This is a genomic window from Chitinophaga tropicalis (genome assembly GCF_009758205.1).
In the GTDB taxonomy this organism is placed as follows: domain Bacteria; phylum Bacteroidota; class Bacteroidia; order Chitinophagales; family Chitinophagaceae; genus Chitinophaga; species Chitinophaga tropicalis.
In genome coordinates this window covers 85,085-108,046 of sequence record NZ_WRXN01000012.1, presented here as the reverse complement: position 1 = coordinate 108,046, position 22,962 = coordinate 85,085, and the positions used below count along the sequence as shown (strand labels likewise).

Annotated in this window: 20 protein-coding genes; 10 read left to right on the top strand and 10 right to left on the bottom strand. The window is 46.7% G+C overall.

The window, feature by feature from the left end; all coding sequences use genetic code 11:
* Window positions 1-8: 8 nt before the first annotated feature.
* Window positions 9-746, top strand: a complete 738-nt coding sequence (locus GO493_RS23345; RefSeq protein ID WP_157308647.1) for a menaquinone biosynthetic enzyme MqnA/MqnD family protein — start codon at window positions 9-11, stop codon at window positions 744-746.
* Between the two features lie 305 nt (window positions 747-1,051).
* Window positions 1,052-1,717: an NADPH-dependent F420 reductase gene (locus GO493_RS23340; RefSeq protein WP_157308646.1), complete on the top strand. Its 666-nt coding sequence runs from the start codon at window positions 1,052-1,054 to the stop codon at window positions 1,715-1,717.
* A gap of 74 nt (window positions 1,718-1,791) precedes the next feature.
* Here the strand turns inward: GO493_RS23340 and GO493_RS23335 are convergent, their stop codons facing one another.
* Entirely contained in the window at window positions 1,792-3,426 is a 1,635-nt protein-coding gene (locus tag GO493_RS23335; protein WP_157308645.1) for a M1 family metallopeptidase, read from the bottom strand.
* 73 nt (window positions 3,427-3,499) lie between these two features.
* Here GO493_RS23335 and GO493_RS23330 point away from each other — a divergent pair, with 73 nt between their 5' ends.
* Both GO493_RS23330 and GO493_RS23325 read left to right on the top strand, forming a co-directional pair.
* Window positions 3,500-5,122 carry an ABC transporter substrate-binding protein gene (locus tag GO493_RS23330; RefSeq protein ID WP_157308644.1) on the top strand — a complete coding sequence of 541 codons (1,623 nt, stop codon included), beginning with the start codon at window positions 3,500-3,502 and terminating at the stop codon, window positions 5,120-5,122.
* Window positions 5,123-5,397: 275 nt separating this feature from the next.
* Window positions 5,398-6,168, top strand: coding sequence for an acyl-CoA desaturase (locus GO493_RS23325; protein ID WP_157308643.1), 771 nt, complete (start codon window positions 5,398-5,400; stop codon window positions 6,166-6,168).
* Window positions 6,169-6,259: 91 nt separating this feature from the next.
* Here GO493_RS23325 and GO493_RS23320 read toward each other — a convergent pair whose 3' ends face one another.
* The 4 genes from GO493_RS23320 to GO493_RS23305 are packed head-to-tail and all read right to left on the bottom strand — an operon-like array spanning window position 6,260 to window position 9,860.
* A complete protein-coding gene (locus GO493_RS23320) occupies window positions 6,260-6,853 on the bottom strand; it encodes an HAD family hydrolase (protein ID WP_157308642.1) in 594 nt (197 codons plus the stop codon).
* Window positions 6,850-7,581 carry an SDR family oxidoreductase gene (locus tag GO493_RS23315; protein ID WP_157308641.1) on the bottom strand — a complete coding sequence of 244 codons (732 nt, stop codon included), beginning with the start codon at window positions 7,579-7,581 and terminating at the stop codon, window positions 6,850-6,852. The genes GO493_RS23320 and GO493_RS23315 overlap by 4 nt, the downstream gene beginning before the upstream one ends.
* Before the next feature lie 60 nt (window positions 7,582-7,641).
* Window positions 7,642-8,973 carry an FAD-binding oxidoreductase gene (locus tag GO493_RS23310; RefSeq protein WP_157308640.1) on the bottom strand — a complete coding sequence of 444 codons (1,332 nt, stop codon included), beginning with the start codon at window positions 8,971-8,973 and terminating at the stop codon, window positions 7,642-7,644.
* Window positions 8,973-9,860: a decaprenyl-phosphate phosphoribosyltransferase gene (locus GO493_RS23305; RefSeq protein ID WP_317165463.1), complete on the bottom strand. Its 888-nt coding sequence runs from the start codon at window positions 9,858-9,860 to the stop codon at window positions 8,973-8,975. The genes GO493_RS23310 and GO493_RS23305 overlap by 1 nt, the downstream gene beginning before the upstream one ends.
* A 454-nt stretch (window positions 9,861-10,314) precedes the next feature.
* Here GO493_RS23305 and GO493_RS23300 point away from each other — a divergent pair, with 454 nt between their 5' ends.
* Window positions 10,315-12,006, top strand: a complete 1,692-nt coding sequence (locus tag GO493_RS23300; protein WP_157308639.1) for a hypothetical protein — start codon at window positions 10,315-10,317, stop codon at window positions 12,004-12,006.
* 160 nt (window positions 12,007-12,166) lie between these two features.
* Complete coding sequence (locus tag GO493_RS23295) at window positions 12,167-13,057, top strand: EamA family transporter (protein ID WP_198315809.1); 891 nt, start codon at window positions 12,167-12,169, stop codon at window positions 13,055-13,057.
* Between the two features lie 395 nt (window positions 13,058-13,452).
* Here GO493_RS23295 and nfi read toward each other — a convergent pair whose 3' ends face one another.
* From nfi to GO493_RS23280, 3 genes are all read right to left on the bottom strand, one after another.
* The gene (gene nfi / locus GO493_RS23290; RefSeq protein WP_198315808.1) at window positions 13,453-14,148 is read right to left on the bottom strand and encodes a deoxyribonuclease V; all 696 of its coding nucleotides are present in this window, start codon (window positions 14,146-14,148) and stop codon (window positions 13,453-13,455) included.
* A gap of 186 nt (window positions 14,149-14,334) precedes the next feature.
* Window positions 14,335-15,549 carry a DUF763 domain-containing protein gene (locus GO493_RS23285; protein WP_157308637.1) on the bottom strand — a complete coding sequence of 405 codons (1,215 nt, stop codon included), beginning with the start codon at window positions 15,547-15,549 and terminating at the stop codon, window positions 14,335-14,337.
* 13 nt (window positions 15,550-15,562) lie between these two features.
* The gene (locus GO493_RS23280; RefSeq protein ID WP_157308636.1) at window positions 15,563-16,231 is read right to left on the bottom strand and encodes an MgtC/SapB family protein; all 669 of its coding nucleotides are present in this window, start codon (window positions 16,229-16,231) and stop codon (window positions 15,563-15,565) included.
* Window positions 16,232-16,322: 91 nt separating this feature from the next.
* On the opposite strand from GO493_RS23280, the gene GO493_RS23275 reads away from it, so the two are divergent.
* Entirely contained in the window at window positions 16,323-16,580 is a 258-nt protein-coding gene (locus tag GO493_RS23275; RefSeq protein ID WP_157308635.1) for a hypothetical protein, read from the top strand.
* Window positions 16,581-16,671: 91 nt separating this feature from the next.
* Window positions 16,672-16,926: a hypothetical protein gene (locus tag GO493_RS23270; RefSeq protein ID WP_157308634.1), complete on the top strand. Its 255-nt coding sequence runs from the start codon at window positions 16,672-16,674 to the stop codon at window positions 16,924-16,926.
* Window positions 16,927-17,091: 165 nt separating this feature from the next.
* Here the strand turns inward: GO493_RS23270 and GO493_RS23265 are convergent, their stop codons facing one another.
* Window positions 17,092-17,574 carry an acyl-CoA thioesterase gene (locus GO493_RS23265; RefSeq protein WP_157308633.1) on the bottom strand — a complete coding sequence of 161 codons (483 nt, stop codon included), beginning with the start codon at window positions 17,572-17,574 and terminating at the stop codon, window positions 17,092-17,094.
* A 30-nt stretch (window positions 17,575-17,604) separates the two neighbouring features.
* Window positions 17,605-20,082, bottom strand: coding sequence for an outer membrane beta-barrel family protein (locus GO493_RS23260; RefSeq protein ID WP_157308632.1), 2,478 nt, complete (start codon window positions 20,080-20,082; stop codon window positions 17,605-17,607).
* 131 nt (window positions 20,083-20,213) lie between these two features.
* On the opposite strand from GO493_RS23260, the gene GO493_RS23255 reads away from it, so the two are divergent.
* Together GO493_RS23255 and GO493_RS23250 are read left to right on the top strand one after the other, a co-directional pair.
* On the top strand, window positions 20,214-20,975 hold the full coding sequence (locus tag GO493_RS23255) for a DUF695 domain-containing protein (RefSeq protein ID WP_198315806.1): 762 nt from the start codon (window positions 20,214-20,216) through the stop codon (window positions 20,973-20,975).
* 66 nt (window positions 20,976-21,041) lie between these two features.
* Complete coding sequence (locus GO493_RS23250; protein WP_157308630.1) at window positions 21,042-22,955, top strand: BamA/TamA family outer membrane protein; 1,914 nt, start codon at window positions 21,042-21,044, stop codon at window positions 22,953-22,955.
* Window positions 22,956-22,962 lie beyond the last annotated feature (7 nt).

The window sequence follows — 22,962 nt, the reverse complement described above, 5'->3', positions numbered from 1 at the left end:
TACTGAAATTGGAACGGAAAGTAAAAGTAGCGGCAGTAAGTTATTTGAATACCAGGCCATTATTGTACGGATTCAGGGATCATCCGGTAATGAAAATGTTGGAACTGAGTATGGATTACCCTGCTAAGATAGCACAACAACTCATTAACGGAGAAGTAGATGTGGCATTGGTACCAGTGGCCATAATCCCGAAACTGAAGGAATATCATATCATTTCAGATTATTGTATCGGAGCGGAGGGGCCCGTAGCTTCCGTTTGTCTTTTCAGTGAAGTGCCCCTGAAAGAAATTAAAAGGATCTACCTGGATTACCAGAGCCGTACATCCGTAGCCCTGCTGAAAGTACTGGTCAATGAATACTGGAAACTGGATGTAGAGCTGATAGAGACCTCAGACGATTACCAGGACAGGATCAAAGGCACCGACGCCGGACTGGTAATAGGCGACCGCGCCCTGGCACAACGCCATATTTCCCCCTATATCTACGACCTTGCAGAACACTGGATGCGCTTCACCAGCCTGCCTTTCGTATTTGCAGCATGGATCAGCAACAAACCTCTCCCGGTGGAGTTTATCCAGGAATTCAGTAACGCCAACGCCATAGGCATACATAATATACCCGCTGTAGTGGCAGAGAACCCATACAGCCTGTATGATCTGAGCACTTATTACCTGCAGAACATCAGTTATCCGCTTACGCCGGCCAAACGCCAGGGTATGCAGAAATTCCTGGGTTATCTTATATAATTAAGACTTTCAGCGCACGCAGCGCAAAATATTCCCTAAAACGAGGCTTTTAAAACCTCCAGCTGCACGCAGCGCAAAACATTCCCTCAAAGGGCGTTTTTAAAAGCTTCAGCCGCGCGCAGCGCAAAATATAACTCTCAAACCGGGTTTTGCCGAAGGCGAAACCCGGTTTGAGAGTTACTCTCCCCGCCATATATAGAATAAAAAATTTAAACCACTGTTTGTTAAGCATTTATACCACGTATTCGGCTTTTTTCTTTATATTAGTTTCCCCATCTGTATCTGTTCACACAAATTCCGGCAATATGAAAATTGGTATCCTCGGTAGCGGCCCTGTAGGTCTTACATTAAGTGAAGGATTGATCAACGCAGGACATGAGGTGCTACTAGGTACCCGCAATCCCGCAAAAGAATCCCTTCAGCAATGGCTCAAAAAGCATGACAACAAGGTCGCCGCTGTACCCTTCCGGGAAGCAACCGCGCAGGGAGAGCTGCTGGTCATCTGCACCAGCTGGGCCGGTACCCAGAAAGCCATAGAAGCCGCAGGATTATGGAATTTCAAAGGAAAAGTTGTGGTAGATGTCACAAATCCTCTGGATGGAAAAGGTCCCGACCCACAGGGAAGACTATCTTTTTCTATTGGTCATACCAATTCCGCAGGCGAACAGCTGCAGGCCTGGTTGCCACCGGATGCACATGTAGTGAAGGCATTGAGCTGTATAGGGCATGAAGCGATGTTCCGCCCTTTCCAGGAACAGGAAATACCTACCATGTTCATCTGTGGAAATAAACGTGCCGCCAAAACTACTGTTACTCAATTGCTGAATGAAATGGGATGGAAGGACGTAGTGGATATGGGAACGATAGAAATGAGCAGGAATATCGAGCCCCTGAGTATATTATGGTATGCTTATGGTTTTCGTACCGGCACCTGGAATCACGCCTTTAAGCTGATCGTACACAAACCGTAAAAACATTTTCAGCCCGCGCAGCGCAAAAAAACGGAAATCGCTTTTGCCGAAGGCAAAAGCGATTTCCGGAAAAACTATATCTCCTTCACATTAATATAAAAATTCGGATCTACTTTAAACTTCTTCTTATCCGACAACGTAAAATTAGTCGACTGCCACTGCTTACCCGGATAAATAAACCTATACCCATCATCCCCCAACGTAACCTTAACCGGCATATTAAAATTCTCCACATCCGTCACCCACCTGAACTGCAACTGAGAACCATTAAAATGATATTCCAGCGTAGGAATAGAAGTGTGCGTCAGGTATTGCTCAAACACCTTATTGAAGTTCATATTCGTCTTCTGGTTGAAATACTCTTCTATCTGCCTCGTAGTCACCGTCTGATGCCAGAACGTTTTATTCAACCCACGCAGAATATCCCTGAAAACATAATCATTATTCACAACCTGCCTGATAGTATGAAGCATATTCCCCCCTTTATAATACATATCCCCACTGCCTTCCACATTAACACCATAAGGGCCAATAATAGGAATATCATTCTTGATATTCTTCCGGGTACCGGTAACATACTCAAAGGCAGCCTCCCTTCCATACTGGCATTCAGTAAACAGCGTTTCTGAATAGTTGGTAAAGCTTTCATGCACCCACATATCAGCAATGTCTTTAGTGGTGATATTATTACCAAACCACTCATGACCACTTTCATGAACAATGATAAAATCCCATTTCAATCCCCAGCCACTGCCGGAAAGATCGGTCCCTTTATAACCCATCTGGAACTTGTTGCCATAAGCCACAGCACTCTGATGTTCCATCCCCAGGTGAGGAGATTCCACCAGCTTATAACTGTCTTTATAGAAAGGATACTTGCCAAACCAGAACTCAAAACATTTCAGCATGGGTTTTACAACAGCAAAATGCTGCTTCGCAGTATCTACGTTATAATCCAGCACCCAGAATCCCAGCTCCAGTTTACCCCCCTCGCCGGAATAAGTATCTTTAAATTCAACATAGTGCCCTATGTTAAGCGCTACGTCATAATTGTTGATAGGATTGTTAACCGCCCATACCCAGGTAATATTACCATCCTTCTCTATTACCTTCTTTTTCAGCTTACCATTAGATACATCCACCAGCTCAGGAGGCGTGGTAACACTGATAGTCATTTTCTCCGGCTCATCACTCTGATGATCTTTATTAGGCCACCACACACTGGCGCCCAGTCCCTGGCAGGCAGTAGCTATCCACGGACGGCCCTGGTTATCTTTCCTCCAGATGATACCGCCATCCCATGGCGGATTCACAGCCTGCCTCGGCTTACCATGGTAAAAGACAATGATCTTCTTATCCTTTCCTTTCAGCTGTTTAGCTTTGGTCTTGACAAAAATGGCATTACCCTCACGTACATAATCCAGGGATTGTTTATCCTGTACAATACTATCTATTTCCATAGGCGTCTGCAGATCTATCTGCATAAGACTATCTACTTTGAGTACACGATAGGTGATTGCGTTAAAGCCGGTAAGAGAACTGTCTCCCATTTCAAGCTTCACGTGCAGGTCGTACACTTTTACATCCCACCAGGCGCGGGGAGGGGTAATAGTGCCTCTCAGCGTATCGGCACGGGTAAAGGTTGTTTGTTGGGCGCCGGCCGTCAGAGCCGTGAGCAGGACCAGGGATATCATCAGAAAACCTCGCATAGAAAAATCGTATTTATGACGGAAAGGTATTAATTTTCGTTTGAAAGCAAAATCCGGCAGCTTTGCCGTTTGAATGACAAGATATTTAAGTATACTGGTATTATGTCTGATCGCCGCCTGCAATAACAGACCTTCCTCCGGAAAACAGGTATTCCGTTATAATGTAGTGGAAGGTATCTCTTCCCTGGATCCTGCTTTTTCCCGCAACCAGGCCGTGATCTGGGCCGTCAGGCAGGTATATAATACCCTGGTGGAACCGGACAGCAACCTGAATATTCAACCTTCGCTGGCTACACGCTGGGAAGTTTCTGAAGATCGCCGCACATATACATTCCACTTAAGGACAGACGTATACTTCCATGATAATGAGGCCTTCCCCGGCGGAAAAGGAAGACGGATGACCGCGACGGACGTGGCATACAGCCTCCGCCGGATCATGGACCCTGCCACCGCATCGCCCGGGGCATGGATCTTTAACGGGAAAGTAGATATGGAAGAGGGGTTCAAAGCGCCGGACGATAGCACCTTCCAGCTCACATTACTTAGGCCCTTTCACCCGGTAATGGGTATACTCAGTATGCAATACTGTTCCATTGTACCACATGAAGTAGTAGAGAAATACGGTAAGGACTTCCGCAGTCATCCCTGTGGCACCGGGCCTTTCCGCTTTTTTCTCTGGGAAGAAGGCCAGGCGTTGGTCCTTCACCGCAATCCTCATTACTTTGAAAAAGACAGCACCGGCAGAACTTTACCCTACCTGGATGCCGTGAAGATCTCCTTCCTGGACAGCAAGGCTACTGAGTTCCTCCTGTTCCGCCAGGGACAGCTGGACTTTATGAACGATATAGATGCCTCCTTTAAAGATGAGGTGCTGACAAAAAAAGGAGAACTGAAAAAAGAGTGGGAGGGTAGGATGGTGCTGGATAAACACGCCCAGCTCAATGTAGAATACTTTGGCTTCCTGCTGGATAGCAGTAAAGCATCTGTGAAGACATCTCCTTCAAGACTGCAGAAGGTCCGCCTGGCCATCAACTACGGCTTTGACCGGAACAAACTGATCACCTACCTGCGTAACGGGATCGGAACACCTGCTAACGCTGGCTTCATCCCCGCAGGACTACCTTCCTTCGACGCCGTAAAAGTAAAAGGATACAACTACGACCCGGCAAAAGCCAGGGCCTTGCTCAAAGAAGCCGGTTACCCGGAAGGAAAGGGGCTGCCCCCTCTCAGGCTGCTATCCATTCCCATCTATGAAGATTATGCCAACTATGTAGCTAACCAGCTCCAGCAGATAGGCATACGGGTACAGGTGGAAGTAATGCAGAAAGCCTTGCTCCTGGAACAGACCGCCAAATCCACAGCTCTCTTCTTTCGCGGCAGCTGGATGGCAGATTATGCCGATGCTGAGAACTACCTGGCCGTGTTTTACAGTAAAAACCCGGCCCCGCCCAATTACACGCGTTACGCCAACCCGGCGTTCGACCAGCTCTATGAACGCTCTCTCGCTGAAAACAACGACTCCGTCCGTTACGAACTATACCGGCAGATGGACCGCATCATCGTATCTGACGCTCCCGTTGTACCCTTATTTTACGACCAGGTCATTCACCTGGTGCAACCCAATGTAAAGGGCATGGAAAATAACGGCCTCAACCTGCTGGAACTTCGGAAAGTGCGCATAGAAAAGCATGGATAAGTTCGCTCATTTGTCAGCCATTGGTCTTTTGCAACAAAAAAACACTACCACTTAAAAACTTTAACATTTCCTACACATCGGCCCCTGTAGCGGTATGAAGGGATAGTATAAACCATGTCTATGCTGATATATAATTATTTATAGCAGTTGCCCGGCTTTTTTGGGCTACCTTTGAAGCTGATTTTTTTGATAGCATCTCAGTTTGCCCGCAGAGCCAACTATTCTTGATAAAAGATCTCAAACAGTACAATTTTTTATTTAGTTAAAGCGAGAAAATGACTGCGATTCTGATATTTTTCTTTTCACACTGGTTCCTTTCCCTCTTTTTTCACACGTTTTTCCTGCACAGGTATGCTTCTCACCAGATGTATACCACCAGTAAATTCTGGGAAAGGGTCTTTTATTTCTGCACCTGGTTCTTCCAGGGTACTTCTTACTTAGTACCTCGTGCTTATGGCTCCATGCACCGCATGCACCATGAATTCAGCGATACTGAACATGACCCGCATTCTCCACACTTCTTCAAAGATGTATGGGGCATGATGGTACACACCCGTAAAATGTACAATGATATTTATACCGGCAGAAACGTACCTGACGAGAAGTTCACTACCAACCCTCCGCTACCTGTATGGGAAGCGCTGGACAGGTTCGGTGACAGCAACATCACCCGTCTGGCATGGGCTGCCGTTTATATAGCTTTTTATGTAACATTCGCTCCGGCATGGGGCTGGTACCTGCTGCTGCCTATCCACTTCCTGGTAGGGCCTGTACAGGGCGCAGTTGTAAACTGGTGCGGACATAAATATGGCTACAAGAGCTTTGACAACGGCGACAAATCAAGGAATACTTCTCCATGGGGTATCCTCCTGCTGGGTGAACTGTTCCAGAACAACCACCACAAGTTTAAGGACAGCCCTAACTTCGCCAAGAAATGGTTCGAACTGGATCCTACTTACCCGGTGATGAAGCTCTTCAACTTCCTGGGCATCATCAAACTGAAAACAGCAACGGTAAAAACCGTTAAAATAAAAGCCGCGGCATAATTCTTTAGCTGGCCGCAGGCCAGCCACCGCATAAAAAAACGCTTTTGCCGAAGGCAAAAGCGTTTTTTTATGCAATTTATCCGCATCTGTCTCAATTAAACTTCCTGAAAAACGGATGCGTAGCTATAGCCAGCATCGCCTTATCACCACTCGTATCCCCATAAGCATAGATCTCCCCATACAAAGGCAAACTAAACTTCTCCTCAATCCGCCTCACCTTTTCCTCCCCATTACAATTCTCCCCATAGATCCTTCCCGTAATCCTCGCATTCACCGTCTCCAGCCTCGTAGCTATACACTCAATCCCCAACGCAGAACACCACGGTTGCACCCACTCCTGCGCAGAAGCTGTAACAACGGCGACCCTATGGCCTTGCAACTGATGCTCCTTTATCGCCTGCAACGCATCCTCCCTGATCAGGAAAGGCAGCCGCTCCCGGCAGAACGCTGCACATTTGCTTCTGAACTGCTGTTCCGGCATATTCCCGAAGAAGTATTGGAGAAAAAGCTGTTTAACTTTAACGTTGGACAGCATCTTCAGTTTCATCAGCACCATAGCAGGAGCAAGCATCAGCAACCCCGTGTACAGCGCGGTATTACCTTTGGTATAACGTACTATCTCAAACAGTGTATCCTTCTTCGTTACCGTACCGTCAAAGTCAAAAAATGCAATGGATGGCCTCATAATTTGAGTTTTTTGAAGATAGCCTCCGGTATTGATTTGATAATGAGCATGATATACCTCCAGAACCATTTGGTATAGATCACGTTCTTCTTTGCTTTCACTGCATTGAAAACATCTTTAGCTACCTGCTGCGGCTGTGCCGTAAGCAATGGTGGCAAAGGCAGGTTTTCCGTCATCCGGGTATAAACAAAACCCGGTTGTACACTCAGCACATGCACTCCTTTATGAAAAAGACGGTTCCGCAACCCGCTGAGATAAGCAGTAAACCCGGCTTTCGCACTACCATAAATATAATTGCTCTGGCGGCCCCGCTCACCAGCCACAGAACTGATCCCCACAATAGTACCGGCGCCACGGGCGGCATAATCTTCCGCCACTATGTTCAGTATCGATACAGCACCGGTATAATTGGTATGGATGATACGTGCCGCTTCAGTCCAGTCTGATTGCGCTTTCTCTTGCGCACCCAGGTACCCGAACACACAAATGGTGATATCCGGTTTGACAGGCAGGGATTGATAAAAGGCCGGATGACTCCCAAAATCTGTGGCGTCAAAGGCATGAGAGCTGGCAGCCACCCCGTAGCGGATCTTCACGTCCTGCTCCAGGGCCGCGAGAGAAGCTACATTGCGGGCTGCCAGCTGAATATCATATTTTTTACCGGCAAACTGACGGGCAATGGCCACAGCCATATCTGACCCCGCTCCCAGAATAAGAACAACAGGCATAATGAATAATAGTAAGTATCCTCCGAAGGAGGATCGTTAAAGTGAGAAAAACAATTGGTGTTATTCGGTCAGCAGCAGCCTGTCTGACTGTACAGAACGGAACAGGCCGGAGCTGTTATAAGTTTTGACGATATCCGCAAATTTCCTGGCATTGGGATAGCTGTTCCAGAAAATGTCCTTTTTCATACGGGCGTCTTTAGACAGGTACAGACGGCCGCCATACTGGAGCACCAGTTCATCCAGCTCATCCAGGAATTCGAACAGGCCTTTACGTACAGGAAAATCCAGCGCCAGCGTATAACCTTCCATAGGGAAAGAGATAAGGCTTTCCTGTACACCGAAAACCTTCAGCACGGCCAGGAACGACCCCCAGCCTTTATCGCTTATACGACGCAGGATAGCTACCAGCCCTTCTTTCTTTTCCAGGGGTAGTACAAACTGGTATTGTACAAAACCAGCCTTGCCATAACCGCGGTTCCAGTGAAGAATAGCGTCCAGGGGATAAAAGAACGGCTCATAAGGAATGACATTATCTATTTCCTGCTTCGTGTTCTTCGCATAATACAGCCAGTTAAAGGCTTTGACAGTCAGTGTATTCAGTGCAAATGACGGAAGATTGAAAGGAACAGACAGCTTTCGTTTGTCTGCCAGCTGCAGGGGCATTTTGCTTTGCTGTGCATTTAGTTCTTCCGGCCTGGCATGCTCGCCCACTATCAGTATACCACGGCCAAAAGCATCGCCTTTCTGCAGGCAATCTATCCACGCCATGGAATAAGTATAGGCTTTATATTCTTCAAAGAGTTGTATCAGGTGTTCCAGGTTCTTAGCCTTGATCTGCTTCTGGTGTATATAAGCTGTTTCGATCTTCTTCAGGTCAAACTTCACCCGGGTAATGATCCCGGTAAGTCCCATACCACCACAGGTTGCCCAGAACAGGTCCGGCTCCTTTTCTGCAGAACAGGTGATGGTTTCCTTATTGCCCGTGATCACATCCATTTCTGTAATATGACCGGAGAAGGAACCATCCACATGATGATTCTTCCCATGCACATCAGAAGCTACCGCACCTCCTACCGTAATGAACTTAGTCCCGGGAGTGACCGGTAGGAACCAGCCCTGCGGTACTATGATTTCAAGTATCTGGTCCAGCGTGATGCCCGACTGGCATTCAAACACGCCATTGACAGTATCAAAAGCCAGTACCTTATCGTATTTAAGGGTAGAGACACTATGATGCGCCAGGGAGGCGTCACCATAACAGCGGCCATTGCCGCGGGCAATGATGGAAGAGTGGCTGGATATAAAATCCTGTACCTGTTCCTCTTGCGAAAAAGATGATTCATCGCAGGAGATAGCGGGGTAATTCCCCCAGTTTGCTAACCGTTTTTCCATTACTCAAAAAAACTTTTGTTAGTGGGTAAATAAATAATCACATAAAAACTCAGCACCCACAGGAGTATGGTTAATTGAATGAAACGGTCTTTGTATAGGATTTTGGTTGGAGAACCTGTATTATTCTCCACATATGTTATTTGCAAATATCGTAATAATCCACCAATTACAAAAAGACATGTATAATAGAGGCGGTAAGTATGAAAGCGTTCCATCGTTTCGGGCGCCATGGTATACATGAGGTAGGCCACTATAATCACAGCCGATACCAGCGCCAGCATCACATTCATAAAATCCATATTATACCCTTTAGACGCCTTACGCATTTCCTGCCCGGACTGTGTTTTTATCAGCACATCATCCCGGCGCTTGGCAATGGCCATAAACAAAGCCAGCAGGAACACCATGATCATCAGCCATTCAGATACAGCAACGCTCGCTGCAACCCCGCCCGCTTTCACCCTCAACACAAAGCCGATAGACAGGATCAGTATATCCAGGATAGAAATGTTCTTTAAGCCAAAAGAGTATAAGATGTTAATAATGAAGTAGATACCAACTACAAATGCGAATTTGGGTTTAATATACCAGGCCAATGCTGCACCTATTGCCACGCATAACACAAAGAAGACCAATGCAGCCGGCTTGGAAACAGCACCGGAAGCAATAGGACGTTTACACTTTACCGGATGTATACGATCAGCCTCTACATCTTTATAGTCATTAATAATATAGATGCTGCTGGCAATCAGGCTGAATGCAATAAAAGCAATGAAAAGCTCAAGTACCTTGGACAGGTTGAATATCTCGCCTGCAAAGAAAAGGGGAATATATAAGAAGAGGTTCTTTGCCCAATGGGAGGGCCTTAATAATTTTAAATATTGCACGGGGATAAAACTTGTTTCCTGGCGAAAGATACGATGGATTATGTAAAATCAGTACAAATCTCTTTCACCTCTTATTCCCAATTGGCCCCAATCCCAAACTCTTCTCCCAAAAAATCGCTTTCTTCTTTCATCTTCAACCGGCCGCAGGCCTGCCTCAAAAATCGCTTTTGCCGAAGGCGAAATCAACTTTTCTGAAAATACATTCCGGATACCCAAAGCATAGATATAGCATGGATACTCCCACTTAAAGCCTACTATAAAGTATGGATAGTGTATGCATTGCGGGTGCACTTTAGCACCACATTGCTTTCTGAAAGAAAGCGGCTTTTTTTATCAGCTCACTTAAAACTTCTGCTCTCTAACTATCAGATGCCGCCCACAAAATTTGTTTTTGCATTAATTCAACTATTTTTGGCCACGATCTCATTAATTTACACGAAATTATCCCCTTCATATGCCTTCTGCTCATGCACCATTCAGCCGTAAAACTGCTTTTGCTACAGAACTGCTGATCATAATCGGATTAGCCCTGGTCCCCCTGTTCGTACCATTCCCCTACAGAGTGAACATCTTCCTCTCCTGGGAAGGCGCTTACCGCATTTCCGAAGGACAAATCCCCTACAAAGACTTTGGCTTACCCCTGGGTTACGGTTACTGGCTGATGCCGGCCCTGTTCTTTAAGATCTTCGGCCCCCAGCTCATAACCCTGGTAAAAGCCCAGGTACTGATGAACATCCTCGCCGGACTATCCTTCAGATCTATACTGAAAAGCCTTGACATACAACCAGCCATCCGCGTACTCTCGGTATTACTCTTCGTACTCTCTTATTCCTTTTTCAATTTCTGGCCCTGGTACAACCAGACGGTTATCGTATACGAGCTCATAGGCCTTGCCTTCCTTTTCCGTTTCATGATAGGACCACAAGGCAAAGTACGTTTCTTCTTCCTCTTCCTCGCAGCATTATTCACCTTCCTGTCCTTCTTTACAAAACAGGACGGCGGCGGACTGGCACTCTTACTCTCCCTTGCTTTGCTGGCATATAACAGCTGGCAGCAGAAGGAATGGTGGAATATCCCCGCTTACCTTGGTTTTTATGCGATAGTGGCACTGGCTGTAATTCTCCCATTATTGTCTTACGACTTCGCCTACTGGTTCAATCACGGCCAGCCACCACATAATTCCCGCTTATCCATATACGATATCATCTCGGAAGTCATGAGCGGCTCCCAGTGGATCAAACTCTACTTATTCCTCGTAGTACTTTGCCTGTTACCCGTTTTCAGGCAGTGGAAGAGTTTCCTTGGCAACCGGCAGTTAATGCTTTTCTCCCTGCTTACACTTGGTATCCTGGCAGAAGCAGCCATTTTCCAGGTCACAAGCTACACACCGCCTGACAATAACATCTTCTTCCATGCCTTCGCTTTTGCATTCATTGCCAGCAACTTACAGCAACAGCTGAAAGTAGATCTGAGTAAATGGAAGCAGTTTGCCGTAGCAGCTTTGCTGTTATTATTCTGGTGGTCTGGCGCCGTATGGAAATACCTGGATAGGGTAGTTGCCTATATAATACCCCAACAGGTATACGCAAAAGGCAACAGCGGAAACGCTGACAGCAGCAGCCTTGCTATCTATAATCCGCAGATCAGCGCTACAGGAGAGAACGTAGTTTCCCGGAATAATTTCATGATCAATACAGACACTACAGATGTCCCTGCAGATCAGTGGATACAATGCGACCTCCCCGTATTTAAGAAGATCTATATGCCGGCGCCCACCGTAGAAGGTATCAAACGCCTGCAGCAGATGCCCGTGGTAAAAGAGAAGAAAGGTGATATTAAATTGTTGAATATGACTGAGTTAACCCCTCTTGCTGAAGCCTTGCCTTATAAGCTGGAAACAGGTGCTGACTATCCTTTATGGTATCACCTGGGAGTAGGTATGTTCAACCGCCAGCTGGATACTTTTGTACAGAAGGTACGCCGTCAGCATTATGATGTAGTACTGTATGAATATGCCCCGGGACTGAACAACTTCTTCCCGTTCGCATTACGTCATGAGCTACAGCAACACTACAGGAAAGCAGATGCCTTTGTGGCGCCCCGCCGTCCAACAAATGCGATGATTGAAGTTTATGTGAAAGAATAGTATGCTCGTACAGACTTATTATTTACAAAAGTGAACTCCGGTTGTTTATAATATCATTCACCGGATATGAGAAAATGATTCTATTTTTAAACTAATTTTAACCATTACGTTGGTACAAGCCTGAAGCTTGTACAGAACTATTGAATTTTACTTTAATCCTGTGGCAACTAACAAAACTAAACTCTGGGCTTATTTATTCGCGGTATACATCATCTGGGGATCTACTTACCTGGGTATGAAGATAGCAACAGAAGTAATCCCCCCATTCCTTTTGTCAGCTTTACGCTTCCTCGTCGCCGGAACACTATTATTCTCTATAGGACAAAAGAGAGAAAAACAGCTACCTGGAAAGAAACAATTATGGTCAGCCGTTCTGGTAGGTATCTTACTGATAGGTATTGGCGGTTCCAGCACAGCTGTAGCCGTTCATTATATGCCTTCCGGCCTGGTAGCGCTGATAGTCGCCGCTATCCCCGTATGGTTCGTAGGATTGGACTGGGCCTTTTTCAGTCGCCAGAAACCTACCTGGATGACAGTGGCCGGTATCCTGATAGGACTTGGAGGATTGTTCCTGCTCTTTAACCCTTTCGAAGCCGCACAGTCCCGCAGCTTTCCTTTATGGCCTATCGCGGTAGTAGCAGTCGGATGCACCTCCTGGGCCCTCGGCTCATTGTCTGTCTCCAAACTACCCATGCCTGCACAGATCACCTCCACAGCTATCCAGATGCTGGCAGGCAGTGTCTTCTGCTTTATCATAAGCGCGGCAATAGAACCAGGAGCCTGGAGCACATTGGGACATCTAACGCTGCGAAGTGTATCTGCCTATGTTTACCTGGTACTGATCGGTTCCCTTGTAGGCTTTACTTCCTATAGCTGGCTTACCCGGAACGCACCTCCCAGGCTGATGTCTACTTACGCGTATGTAAACCCTGTAGTGGCACTTTTCCTGGGCTGGCTGATCGGGAATGAGAATTTATCTTCCAGGGCATTAATAGCCTGTACAATTGTAATTGGTGGTGTAGTACTGATGACGTTAGGAAAGCGGAAGTAATAGCTTCTTTAATACATATCATGTCCACGTTTAAAGCATGTTTGAAGCATCCCTTAAGCATGTCTTAAGCATGTCTTAAGCATGTCTTAAGCATGTCTTAAGCATGTTTAATGTATGTATTGCGGTACCACTTTAGTGCCACGGGTATAGTACTTAAATCTCAACACAGAACTTCCGATAAACTACCGGAAAAAGATCAGCCTTCTTTCAATACAATTAACTGTTTATAAATAACTTATGCAGCATATCTGCCTTTTTATTCTCAACATCACTGAACAAAAATGGATCAATTGTCATCTTTATTCGCCAATTGTCACAGCTACTTAACATTAAATAACAAATACACCTACTTTAAAAATCCAATAACCACTAATAACATATTGTAAATTAGTAGATTAACCAACCTCATGATACCCTTCAGACAATTCTCCCGTCCTGAACAAATTCACCGTATTATGAGCTAACCTCGTCGGCTCCGGGATTCTGTATCTTCCCAAACATTGCTTCATCACTTCCACAGCCCCCGGCACATCCATTTTATGCCCCGGAGAAACATAAACCGGCTTCACCGCATTCTTGGTCCTCAACGCAACCCCAACCACTTCATCTTTATATATCAACGGACTCTCACTTCCCTGCTGTAACCCCGGTTCCTCATACCCGCCACAAAGCACCTTCTTGGCACACCCAATAGCCGGCACCTGCGCCAGCACCCCAAAATGAGCAGCAATCCCCATTCGCCGCGGATGCGCTATTCCATGCCCATCAACTACCAGCAGGTCCGGTTTTACAGCTAACTGCTCCCATGCTCCCAACAGGGCAGGAACCTCTCTGAAGGCCAGGTAACCAGGTACATAAGGAAAAAGCACCTCTTTCTTCACCAGGCTGTAGGCAACAGGCAGCAAACTGGGGAAACGAAGCAACACAATTCCCGCATACACAGTAGTGCTGAATTTATTGAAGGAGATATCTGCACCCGCAATAATATCAATTGGGAAATTCCTTTCCCTGATACGGATCTCTTCCCTAAGCTGGTTCTGTATCTTAGTGGCCTCCGTAATAGTTAATGTGTCATAATTCAGTTGTAACATATGCTTCTTATCCCTGCAAAAATAGTGTTCAATTCTGGCACAGATTTGGGACTGTAATTATCAGAAGTTTCTTTTACTTAAATACCTAAATTGGATAAAACCAATATAGAGAACAAGAAAAAGAAATGGAAAGAGGTTCAGATCAATCGATCCGAACCTCTAATTTTTTATACCATAAATGCAGGTTCAATCCCCAAACAAACTCAGCTGACCACCACTCTTTTTCTCCGGCGGCTTCGCCTTCCCAAACACCGTTCTCCCACCATGCTGCCATGACGTAGCCCTCTCTTTTTCTATCAGCTCATCAAAACGCTGATTAGGAACAAAATCCTTCTCCAGCTCTTCAGATAACACAGATAATTTCCTGATAGCATCCTGCTTATCCGACTGCCCGATCTTCGCCTTACCCACAGCATCCTTCAATATCCGGATGGTATCATCATATACATTGACAGGCACAGGGAACGGATGACCGTCCTTGCCTCCATGCGCAAATGAAAAACGCGCAGGATCTGTAAACCTGGACGGTGTGCCATGTATCACCTCACTCACCAGGGTGAGCGATTGCAGTGTCCGCGGACCAACACCTTCCAGCAGCAACAACGACTCAAAATCAGCTACCTGCCTTTCATAAGCCACTGCCAGCACACTTCCCAGCCGTTTCAGATCTACGTTCTCAGCCCTCACATCATGATGGGAAGGCATGGTTATACGGCGGATCTCCGGCAGGAGCTGAGCAGGCGCCTCTTTGGTAAGCTGTAACAGTCCGTTCTTGGTAGATGCAGCTTCCTTATCTGTCAGGTTCAGTATCAATCCCTGGTTCTGACCATAAATAAAAGTATGCGGCGTCTCCGTAAAATGCTGAAAAGCAGTAGAATGCCAGTGATACCTGCGGGCCACGCCACTGGCATCATTCATGCCCTGCTGCACAATAGCCCATTCCCCTTCGTCAGATACAATAAAAGTATGCAGGTAGATCTGGAACCCGTCCTGCACGGCAGTGTTATCTACTTTAGCCGCCAGTTTACTGCTGCGCACAAGCTCATGCCCCGGCAAACCGGTACGCTCGGCAATAGCCATCAGTTCAGCAGGTGTCTCCCGGGAATGCTTTCCCTTACCTCCGCAGATATAAATACCCAGCTCTTTTGCCTTGGGATTCAGCGCCTTTTTCAACGCACCCATCACACTGGTGGTAATACCTGACGAGTGCCAATCCATCCCCAGCACACAACCCAGCGCCTGGAACCAGCACGGATCGCTGATCCGGCGCAACACCTCACTTTTACCATAATCAGCCGCTATGGTTTCTATAATAGCGCCGCCCAGCAGGCTCATTCTCTTAGCCAGCCAGGGTGGTACATGACCGTAATGTAAAGGCAGATCTGCGTAAGCGCGTGACATAGTTTCCTAACTCCTATAATGGATTGTTCTGAACTTCAAAATGATGGATATTGTTGTTGTTGAGCAGAAAAGTGTTCAGTTCCTCAATAGCTCTGACACTCCCGCTCGCCTCATATTTTTCTTCTATGATCAGCTCTTTCCTGATGTACTGCAGTTGTTTATGTTTCAATCCGAAACGGTTGAAGAACTCAGCTATTTCATGATTTGTATAACGGTCCCTATGATAGAGTATACGGTATACTCTCTTCTCATTTATAGAGCTGATATATTTTTCCAGCAACTTTAAACCCATCAGCAGTATCAGGACAACAACAAGTGACAGCCCCGCCAGCACATAATGGCTGCATCCTATGGCAATACCCAACGCAGATGCTATCCAGATCGTAGCGGCCGTAGTAATGCCATCTATAGAAAAATCTCCCTTAAAGATAACACCGGCGCCAATGAACCCAACCCCCGTCAGGATATTGGACGCCACACGGTCCGGGCTGCCGGGATACCCCAGCTCCACAGAAAGTATAGTAAAGAGAGTGCTGCCCAGGCAGATAAGGGTCAGGGTACGCATGCCCGCCGCCTTATGACGGTATTCTCTCTCCAATCCCAGCAGTGCACCTATCACTACAGAGATGATCACCTTCAGCAACTGATGCTCTTCAATATTCTGAAATATCGTTTGTTCCATGAGTGCGTTTCAATACAAATGTAAGCGCTGGCACAATTCTTTCAATCATTTACCGACACCAGGAAAAATTTTAACCTTATAACACGTGACTATGCAAATGCAAAAAAACGACCTGGGCCTTAAAGCTATCAATCTGCGGCTGGCGCTATGTAAAATAGGTATCACCGCCTGCCTGGCCATTATACTAAGTCTCTTCCTGTTTGCCTGCGGCAGCGCGAAAGAGAGCGGTACCAGCACTGATTCAGCAGCTGTATCAGTACCGGCAGATACTGCAGGGGCTAAAGTAGACACAATGGTTAAACCCATGGACACTTCTGTAACCCGGCCAGACTCCACACCTATTCACTAGCCCGGCGAAATATATCTACTATCTGTAGAAAAATATGCCGGGAAAGATAGCGGCAATTAATGTGATTGTTCACCCGATAAAACTATTTTATATGATAGTAATGCAGAAAAGCAAGCTCCTTTTATTAGGGCTGGCAATAACAGGCTGTGCCTTCCTTACAGCTTGTGGCGGAGGAGGAAGAAACACAGACAGGGATTCTGCCGGCATCACTACAGACACGGCAGCGCTGACTCCTGACACAGCGCCGGCGGCAGAAACACCCCCCGGAGCTATCAATCCCGGAGAAGATTCTTCAAGATATGGAACAGGTGCAGCAGACTCCAGTAAGAACCGCCGGTCTGAGTAATGAACCGGCCGGGTAGTAAATCTTTCTGGATAACAAACCTTTCCAGGCAATAAACCTCCCCGGCATTAAAAAGCCGGCCGCAGGCCAAAAAAAACTTGCCCCTGGATGAGCTTTCACCGAAGGTGAAAGCTCATCCAGGGGTATTTATTCGCCTCACGCAGAAAACTACATATAAGGCCTCATCTCTTCCTCAATATTCTGCCTGAGATTCATCAGCTTCTTCGCATAACTTTCCATTTCCACCGCCGCCGGCGTCTCCGGTACCCACTTAGGCACAACCACCGTCTTCCCATTATCATCCACAGCAGCAAAAACCATTACACAGTGAGTGGTCTTCACCCTCTCTTTATGCCTGGGATTCCCCGCCTGCACATTAATAGCAATATGCATACTGGTATTTCCCGTATAAATAATGCTCGCCGTAATTTCCACCATATCCCCGATAGCAATAGGCTTAAAGAAACGGATACCACCCACATACACCGTTACACAGTACTGACCGCTCCAGTTAGCCGCGCAGGCATATCCCGCCTGGTCAATCCACTTCATCACTGCACCTCCATGCACTTTCCCGCCAAAATTAACATCAGATGGTTCCGCCAGGAACCGGAGGGTGACCGTATTACTTGTCGAATCAATATCTATCATAAGGGTGTCAGGTTTTAGGACACCGCAAAGTTAAAATTCTTCTCCATTTCCTCCCTGCTGTTCTTCTTTTTTACCTCCTTTACGCTTGAACAGCTGTGTATCCATTTTACCAAAACGCCAGGACACATTCAACCGCAGCTCACGGGTCTGGCGCTTACGGTACCTTTCCTGCTCAGAATAGGCCGTAGTGGTATAAGACAGGTTCCTGTCAGTATTGAAGATATCATTCAGCGCCAGGGAAACTGCCAGCGATTTGTTTTTCAGGAACTCCTTCTTCACAGCCATATCTGCTGAATACTGCGCGGCCCTTTCTCCCTGCGGCAGGATCTGCTTGGATTCATAATTACCCGTTATCTGCAGGGTCAGGTTATAAGGCAGCTTCGTATTGCTGTTCACTTTACCGAACCATGTAAAGCCCTGGTTACTAAGGTTATTCTGCAGATTACTTGCATTGATCTTTGTCTGCGCCAGGTTCAGGTTGGACGTAATATCCCATCCCCTGGCGATCTGGTTACGTATCGTAAATTCCGCACCATAAGCATTCCTCGTATCCGCATTGACAGGATAGGTCAGCACCACTTTCTGTGTTACCCCATTAATGCTAAGCGTTGTATCCGTATAATAATCAGTGATAGCCTTCTGCGTATTCCTGAAGTATAAGGATACCAGTACATTATGCTTCCTGTTAAAATCTTTCAGGTAACTCAGCTCAAAAGAGTTGGTAAACTCCGGGCGTAAAGCCGGGTTCCCGCGACTGGCACTTTGAGCGGAGTACTGGTAGTTAGGCAGCAGGTCACGGAACCAGGGCCGGCGTACCCGGCGACTGTAATTCAACTGCAACTCATGATCTCCCTTGAACTTCTGAGAGAGGAACAAACTGGGAAACAGGCTGACAGGATAATCTATTGAGTATTCATTTTTGGCAATGCTGCGCATCTGGCCATTATAGAAAGACTGCTCCGCACGCATACCACCCTGGTAACCAAAGTTGCCTATTGAACCGGAATAACTGGCATAGGCCGCATTGATGGTTTCTGTATAGTGATAGTCGTTGGATAAGGAAGAATCCAGCACAAAGTCGCCGGAAGAAAAATCCTTGCCCATCGTATTGAACTTATTATTGAAAGTACGTGTGGTAGTACGCAGACCTGCTTCCAGTTTAGACTTGTCCGTGAGCGGGTTCACATAATCCATCTGACCGGTAATATACGTGGTATTACCACCACCACGGCCATACCTCATCTGCGGAACAGGATTGTCGATAGCCTCATGTCCCATAGTATAATACTGCAGGGAATAATCCGATTCATCTTTCGATTTGGCGTAGTTATAGTTAAAATCAGCCGTCAGTTCATGTCCCTGCCGGGCAAACGTATGTTTATATCCCACCTGCGTGCTGTAATTGCGGAAATTATGGTAATCATTGTCAATACCGGTACCATAATCCACCCTGTTCTTATTCTCATCCAGGTCATACAGCGTCAGAGCGCTGTTGTTATTGAAATCACCCGCCATGAGCCCCTGGGAGATACTGAATGTATTCCGGTTATCCATAAACCAGTCAAATCCCACACGGGCAAACTGGAACTTACGTCCGTTATCTCCCTTGTTGATCTGGTCAAGGTAAGTAGTGGTATCTGTACCGATATTCTTACGGAAAAGGGTAGAATAAGCATCTCCCTGCCTGCTTCTCAGGTTATAGCTCAGGGAAAGGTTGAATTTCTCCTGGCGGATACTGAGGTCCACACCCGCATTCCCACCGCCAATAGAGGAAAGCCCGCCGTTGATCTGACCATTGATACCAGCCTTACGGTTCTTTTTCAGCACAATATTGAGAATACCGCTCACACCTTCTGCATCATATTTTGCTGATGGATTGGTCACCACTTCAATAGACGCAATAGCATCTGCCGGGATCTGGTCCAATGTAAGTGTAGTAGGACGGCCATCAACAAAAATGGTAGGAGAACCATTACGCACGCTTACATTCCCGTCAATGTCCACATTCACAGAAGGTACCTGCTTCAGCACATCCGTAGCAGTACCGCCAACGCTGGACAGGTTCTTGTCCACATTGAACACACGCTTGTCTATCGCCATAGTATAAGCCGGCTTTTCACCCACTACTTCCACAGTGTTCAGCGCCTTTACATTTGCGCTTAATTTAATATTACCAACATCTGCATTATTATTTTTAGCAGAAAGGGTAATTGTTTTATAAACGGTTACATAACCAATGAAATTTACTTTGATAATATACTTGCCATAGGCAACTTCCGGGAAGCTGAAATCACCGTTAGGCTTTGACAGCATACCTGTGGCAATGGAAGAATCAGCTGCACGCAGCAATGCTACTGAAGCATATTCTACCGGGTTATTTGTCTGAGCATCAATGAGTTTTCCGTAGAGAGATCCGTTCTCGGCCTGTTTATGAGCCGGTTGTTGAGCATAAGTAAAAGAAAGAAATGACAATGTCATTCCCAAACATAAAAGGACAATTTTCTGCATGATATCATTTATAAACCTGTAACTGCCATAAAAGTAAAAGGATTTAAAAAAAGAAAGGTTCAATAATGGATGAATGGCGGAGAGGGTTACGTATCTTTACGGCCGACTGTTATACTTCGAATCAATGCTTTATGTCTAACGCTTACCAACCGGACTGGGATATATATACATGTCATATAGAGGATAATCCGGCCATCATCGGGTTGGACCTGGACCTGCGGAGATTTGCCCCGCTTACCAGGAAACCTAACGCCATCTATATTTCCGTATACCTCAATAACCCAAGGGCAGACGGTTTCCCGCAGGGAGACGAATTTGAGGTACTGGGCGAGATCGAGGATTGCCTTGTACAGCAGCTGGAAACGACCTTACAGGCACATTTTGTAGGCCGCACCATCTCTAACGGGGTGCGGGATTTTTATTTCTATACCGCCAATACCCTGCTGTATGACAAACATATAGCAGACGCCATGATCAACTTCCCGGCTTATAAGTATGATTATGGTGTAAAAGAAGACAAGACCTGGGAACTGTATTTTGATTTCCTCTTTCCCGATATGCAGGAATTTCAACGTATCCAGAACAGGAAAGTGCTGCGCACACTGAAAGAACATGGGGACAATGCAGAAGAAGAGCGCCATATAGATCACTGGATCTATTTTTCAGGAGAGGCTGACAGGGAACTATACTGGCAGCAGGCAGAGGAACTGGGCTTTGCCATTGAAGCCCGCCCTGTAGATAAGAACAGTCATCAACCCTTTGGGTTACAGCTTTCCCGTAATGATAAGACGGATGAAGCGAGCATCGATGCAGCAGTAATGCTGCTGTGGGAACTGGCCCAGCAGTTAAATGCCCGCTATGACGGATGGGAAACCGTGGTAGTAGCAAAATAATAACAACCCTGTACAACTGTCACATATTCTTTACGTTAGATAAAGAGTATAACTTGCTTATTACTTTTGGGAAAGTGTTTTAAAATATTACCTTACTTACTCATTCTTTGTTGCCTGTCCCTGGCAATACCCGCCGTTCATGGTAATGGAGCATTCCAGGACCAGGAGAGGGAAGACACCGTACCGGTCAAAAAAGATCCCAGACGAGGCATGTTCCAGGGCTTAAAACGGTACCGGGACTCTCTGCGGAATAAACAGTACCGGGATTCGCTGATCCGCAGAATGACCCGTCAGAATGCACCTGAGCCCCAGGGCACAGATAGCAGCATCATAAAGAGTGAACAGTATTTCAAGCCCTTTGCCGGCAAAGTGATCCGCGACATCTATTACCGCAAGGTGAACGTATTCGGCCCAAGTAACATTGCCGATACCACCTTCTCTACCTCCATGAGATTATTGCACCTGGCTAACCGCCTGCACTATAATTCCCAGGAATGGGTCATCCGGCAATCCCTTTTTATCCGGCAGAACGATACCATCAGTCCCAACGAAATATCTGCCAACGAACGTTACCTGCGTAGCCGCCCGTTCATCCAGGACGCCCGTCTCTACATCATCAACGCGGGCGCTTCCCCCGATTCTGTCGATATCCTCGTGGTAACAAAAGACGTGTTCGAGTATGGTCTTGACCTCTCAGAGGCCAGCCCCACAGCCTTGCGCACCACTGTCTATAATAACAACCTCTTTGGCGCCGGACAGGAACTCCGGGTCGGCGCTTCCTGGAGAAACGATAATAATCCACCCTGGACCCAGGAGATCAGGTACACCAAATACAACGCGCTGGGCTCCTTCGTCGACTTCTCGGTGGGCTATACCACCCTGAACAACCACCAGCCAATAGATTCCGGCGTATATGAAGGGGCATGGTATGTAAGCATGAACAGGCCCTTGTATAAAAGTGATGCCGACTGGGTAGGAGGCGTAAGCCTGAGCCGGAGTTTCTCCCTCAATGTCCGCGGCCGCCCGGATTCTGTTTACCGGGACTACCGTTATCAGGTAATAGACGTCTGGGGCGGTTATAACTTCCTGAAGCAGGACAGGGGAGACCCTTACTCGGGCAAGCCCAACCTGGCGCTGCTGGTAAGGCATTATAACCAGATATTCAGTCTCAGGCCCTGGCAGACCATCTACAAGAATGATCCCCTGTACAATAATCACCGTTTCTACCTCTTGCAGGCGGTGATGTTCAAACAGGACTTCTTCAAGACATCTCATTTTTTTGGCTATGGCAGAACGGAGGATATTCCGCTGGGGTATTCTACTGCCTTTACTTCGGGCTGGGAAACCTGGAAGGGGAGGACCCGTGGCTATGCAGGATTGGAAGGGGAGAAGTTCTGGGTAACAAGATCGCAGGGCATTATCCGTGCAGATGCCGGGATCAGCAGCTTTTTCCGTAATTACCGATCGGAAGATGCAGTAGTGCACCTGAGCCTGGAATATTACAGCCGCTTGTTCCGCTTTCCATGGGGCAGGTTACGCCAGTTCGCTACATTCGATTACCTGGGTAACCTGAATAATTACTTCTATAAACCATTGAATATTAATAATGAATTTGGTGTCTGGGGATATCGCGGCACTTTGCTGAACGGTTTCCAGCGAATGAACCTGCGCTCAGAAACAGTGTATTACAGTCCCCTGAAAATACTGGGCTTTAAATTTAATTTCTTCGCCTCTGTGCAGGCGTCGCAACTTACCAGCCAAAGCAATAACCTGTTCAAAAATCCCATCTATGCCGGTATAGGCGCCGGCTGCAGGATCAGGAATGAAAACCTGCCTATCAACACTATTAAGATCTCGGCTAACTATTATCCTAATCCACCTTACCCGGTAAGGTCTACGTTTTTCGAGATCACTACCATTACCGACTTCCGGTTTGATATCTTCGCCTTACGCGCTCCTGCATTCCTCCAGTTCAGATAAACTTCAA

Excerpts from the sequence above, each read along its gene's own strand:
- GO493_RS23340 (WP_157308646.1), top strand. The coding sequence starts at position 1,052 with ATGAAAATTGGTATCCTCGGTAGCGGCCCTGTAGGTCTTACATTAAGT.
- GO493_RS23335 (WP_157308645.1), bottom strand. The coding sequence starts at position 3,426 with ATGCGAGGTTTTCTGATGATATCCCTGGTCCTGCTCACGGCTCTGACG.
- GO493_RS23330 (WP_157308644.1), top strand. The coding sequence starts at position 3,500 with ATGACAAGATATTTAAGTATACTGGTATTATGTCTGATCGCCGCCTGC.
- GO493_RS23325 (WP_157308643.1), top strand. The coding sequence starts at position 5,398 with ATGACTGCGATTCTGATATTTTTCTTTTCACACTGGTTCCTTTCCCTC.
- GO493_RS23320 (WP_157308642.1), bottom strand. The coding sequence starts at position 6,853 with ATGAGGCCATCCATTGCATTTTTTGACTTTGACGGTACGGTAACGAAG.
- GO493_RS23315 (WP_157308641.1), bottom strand. The coding sequence starts at position 7,581 with ATGCCTGTTGTTCTTATTCTGGGAGCGGGGTCAGATATGGCTGTGGCC.
- GO493_RS23310 (WP_157308640.1), bottom strand. The coding sequence starts at position 8,973 with ATGGAAAAACGGTTAGCAAACTGGGGGAATTACCCCGCTATCTCCTGC.
- GO493_RS23300 (WP_157308639.1), top strand. The coding sequence starts at position 10,315 with ATGCCTTCTGCTCATGCACCATTCAGCCGTAAAACTGCTTTTGCTACA.
- nfi (WP_198315808.1), bottom strand. The coding sequence starts at position 14,148 with ATGTTACAACTGAATTATGACACATTAACTATTACGGAGGCCACTAAG.
- GO493_RS23285 (WP_157308637.1), bottom strand. The coding sequence starts at position 15,549 with ATGTCACGCGCTTACGCAGATCTGCCTTTACATTACGGTCATGTACCA.
- GO493_RS23280 (WP_157308636.1), bottom strand. The coding sequence starts at position 16,231 with ATGGAACAAACGATATTTCAGAATATTGAAGAGCATCAGTTGCTGAAG.
- GO493_RS23275 (WP_157308635.1), top strand. The coding sequence starts at position 16,323 with ATGCAAATGCAAAAAAACGACCTGGGCCTTAAAGCTATCAATCTGCGG.
- GO493_RS23270 (WP_157308634.1), top strand. The coding sequence starts at position 16,672 with ATGATAGTAATGCAGAAAAGCAAGCTCCTTTTATTAGGGCTGGCAATA.
- GO493_RS23265 (WP_157308633.1), bottom strand. The coding sequence starts at position 17,574 with ATGATAGATATTGATTCGACAAGTAATACGGTCACCCTCCGGTTCCTG.
- GO493_RS23260 (WP_157308632.1), bottom strand. The coding sequence starts at position 20,082 with ATGCAGAAAATTGTCCTTTTATGTTTGGGAATGACATTGTCATTTCTT.
- GO493_RS23255 (WP_198315806.1), top strand. The coding sequence starts at position 20,214 with ATGTCTAACGCTTACCAACCGGACTGGGATATATATACATGTCATATA.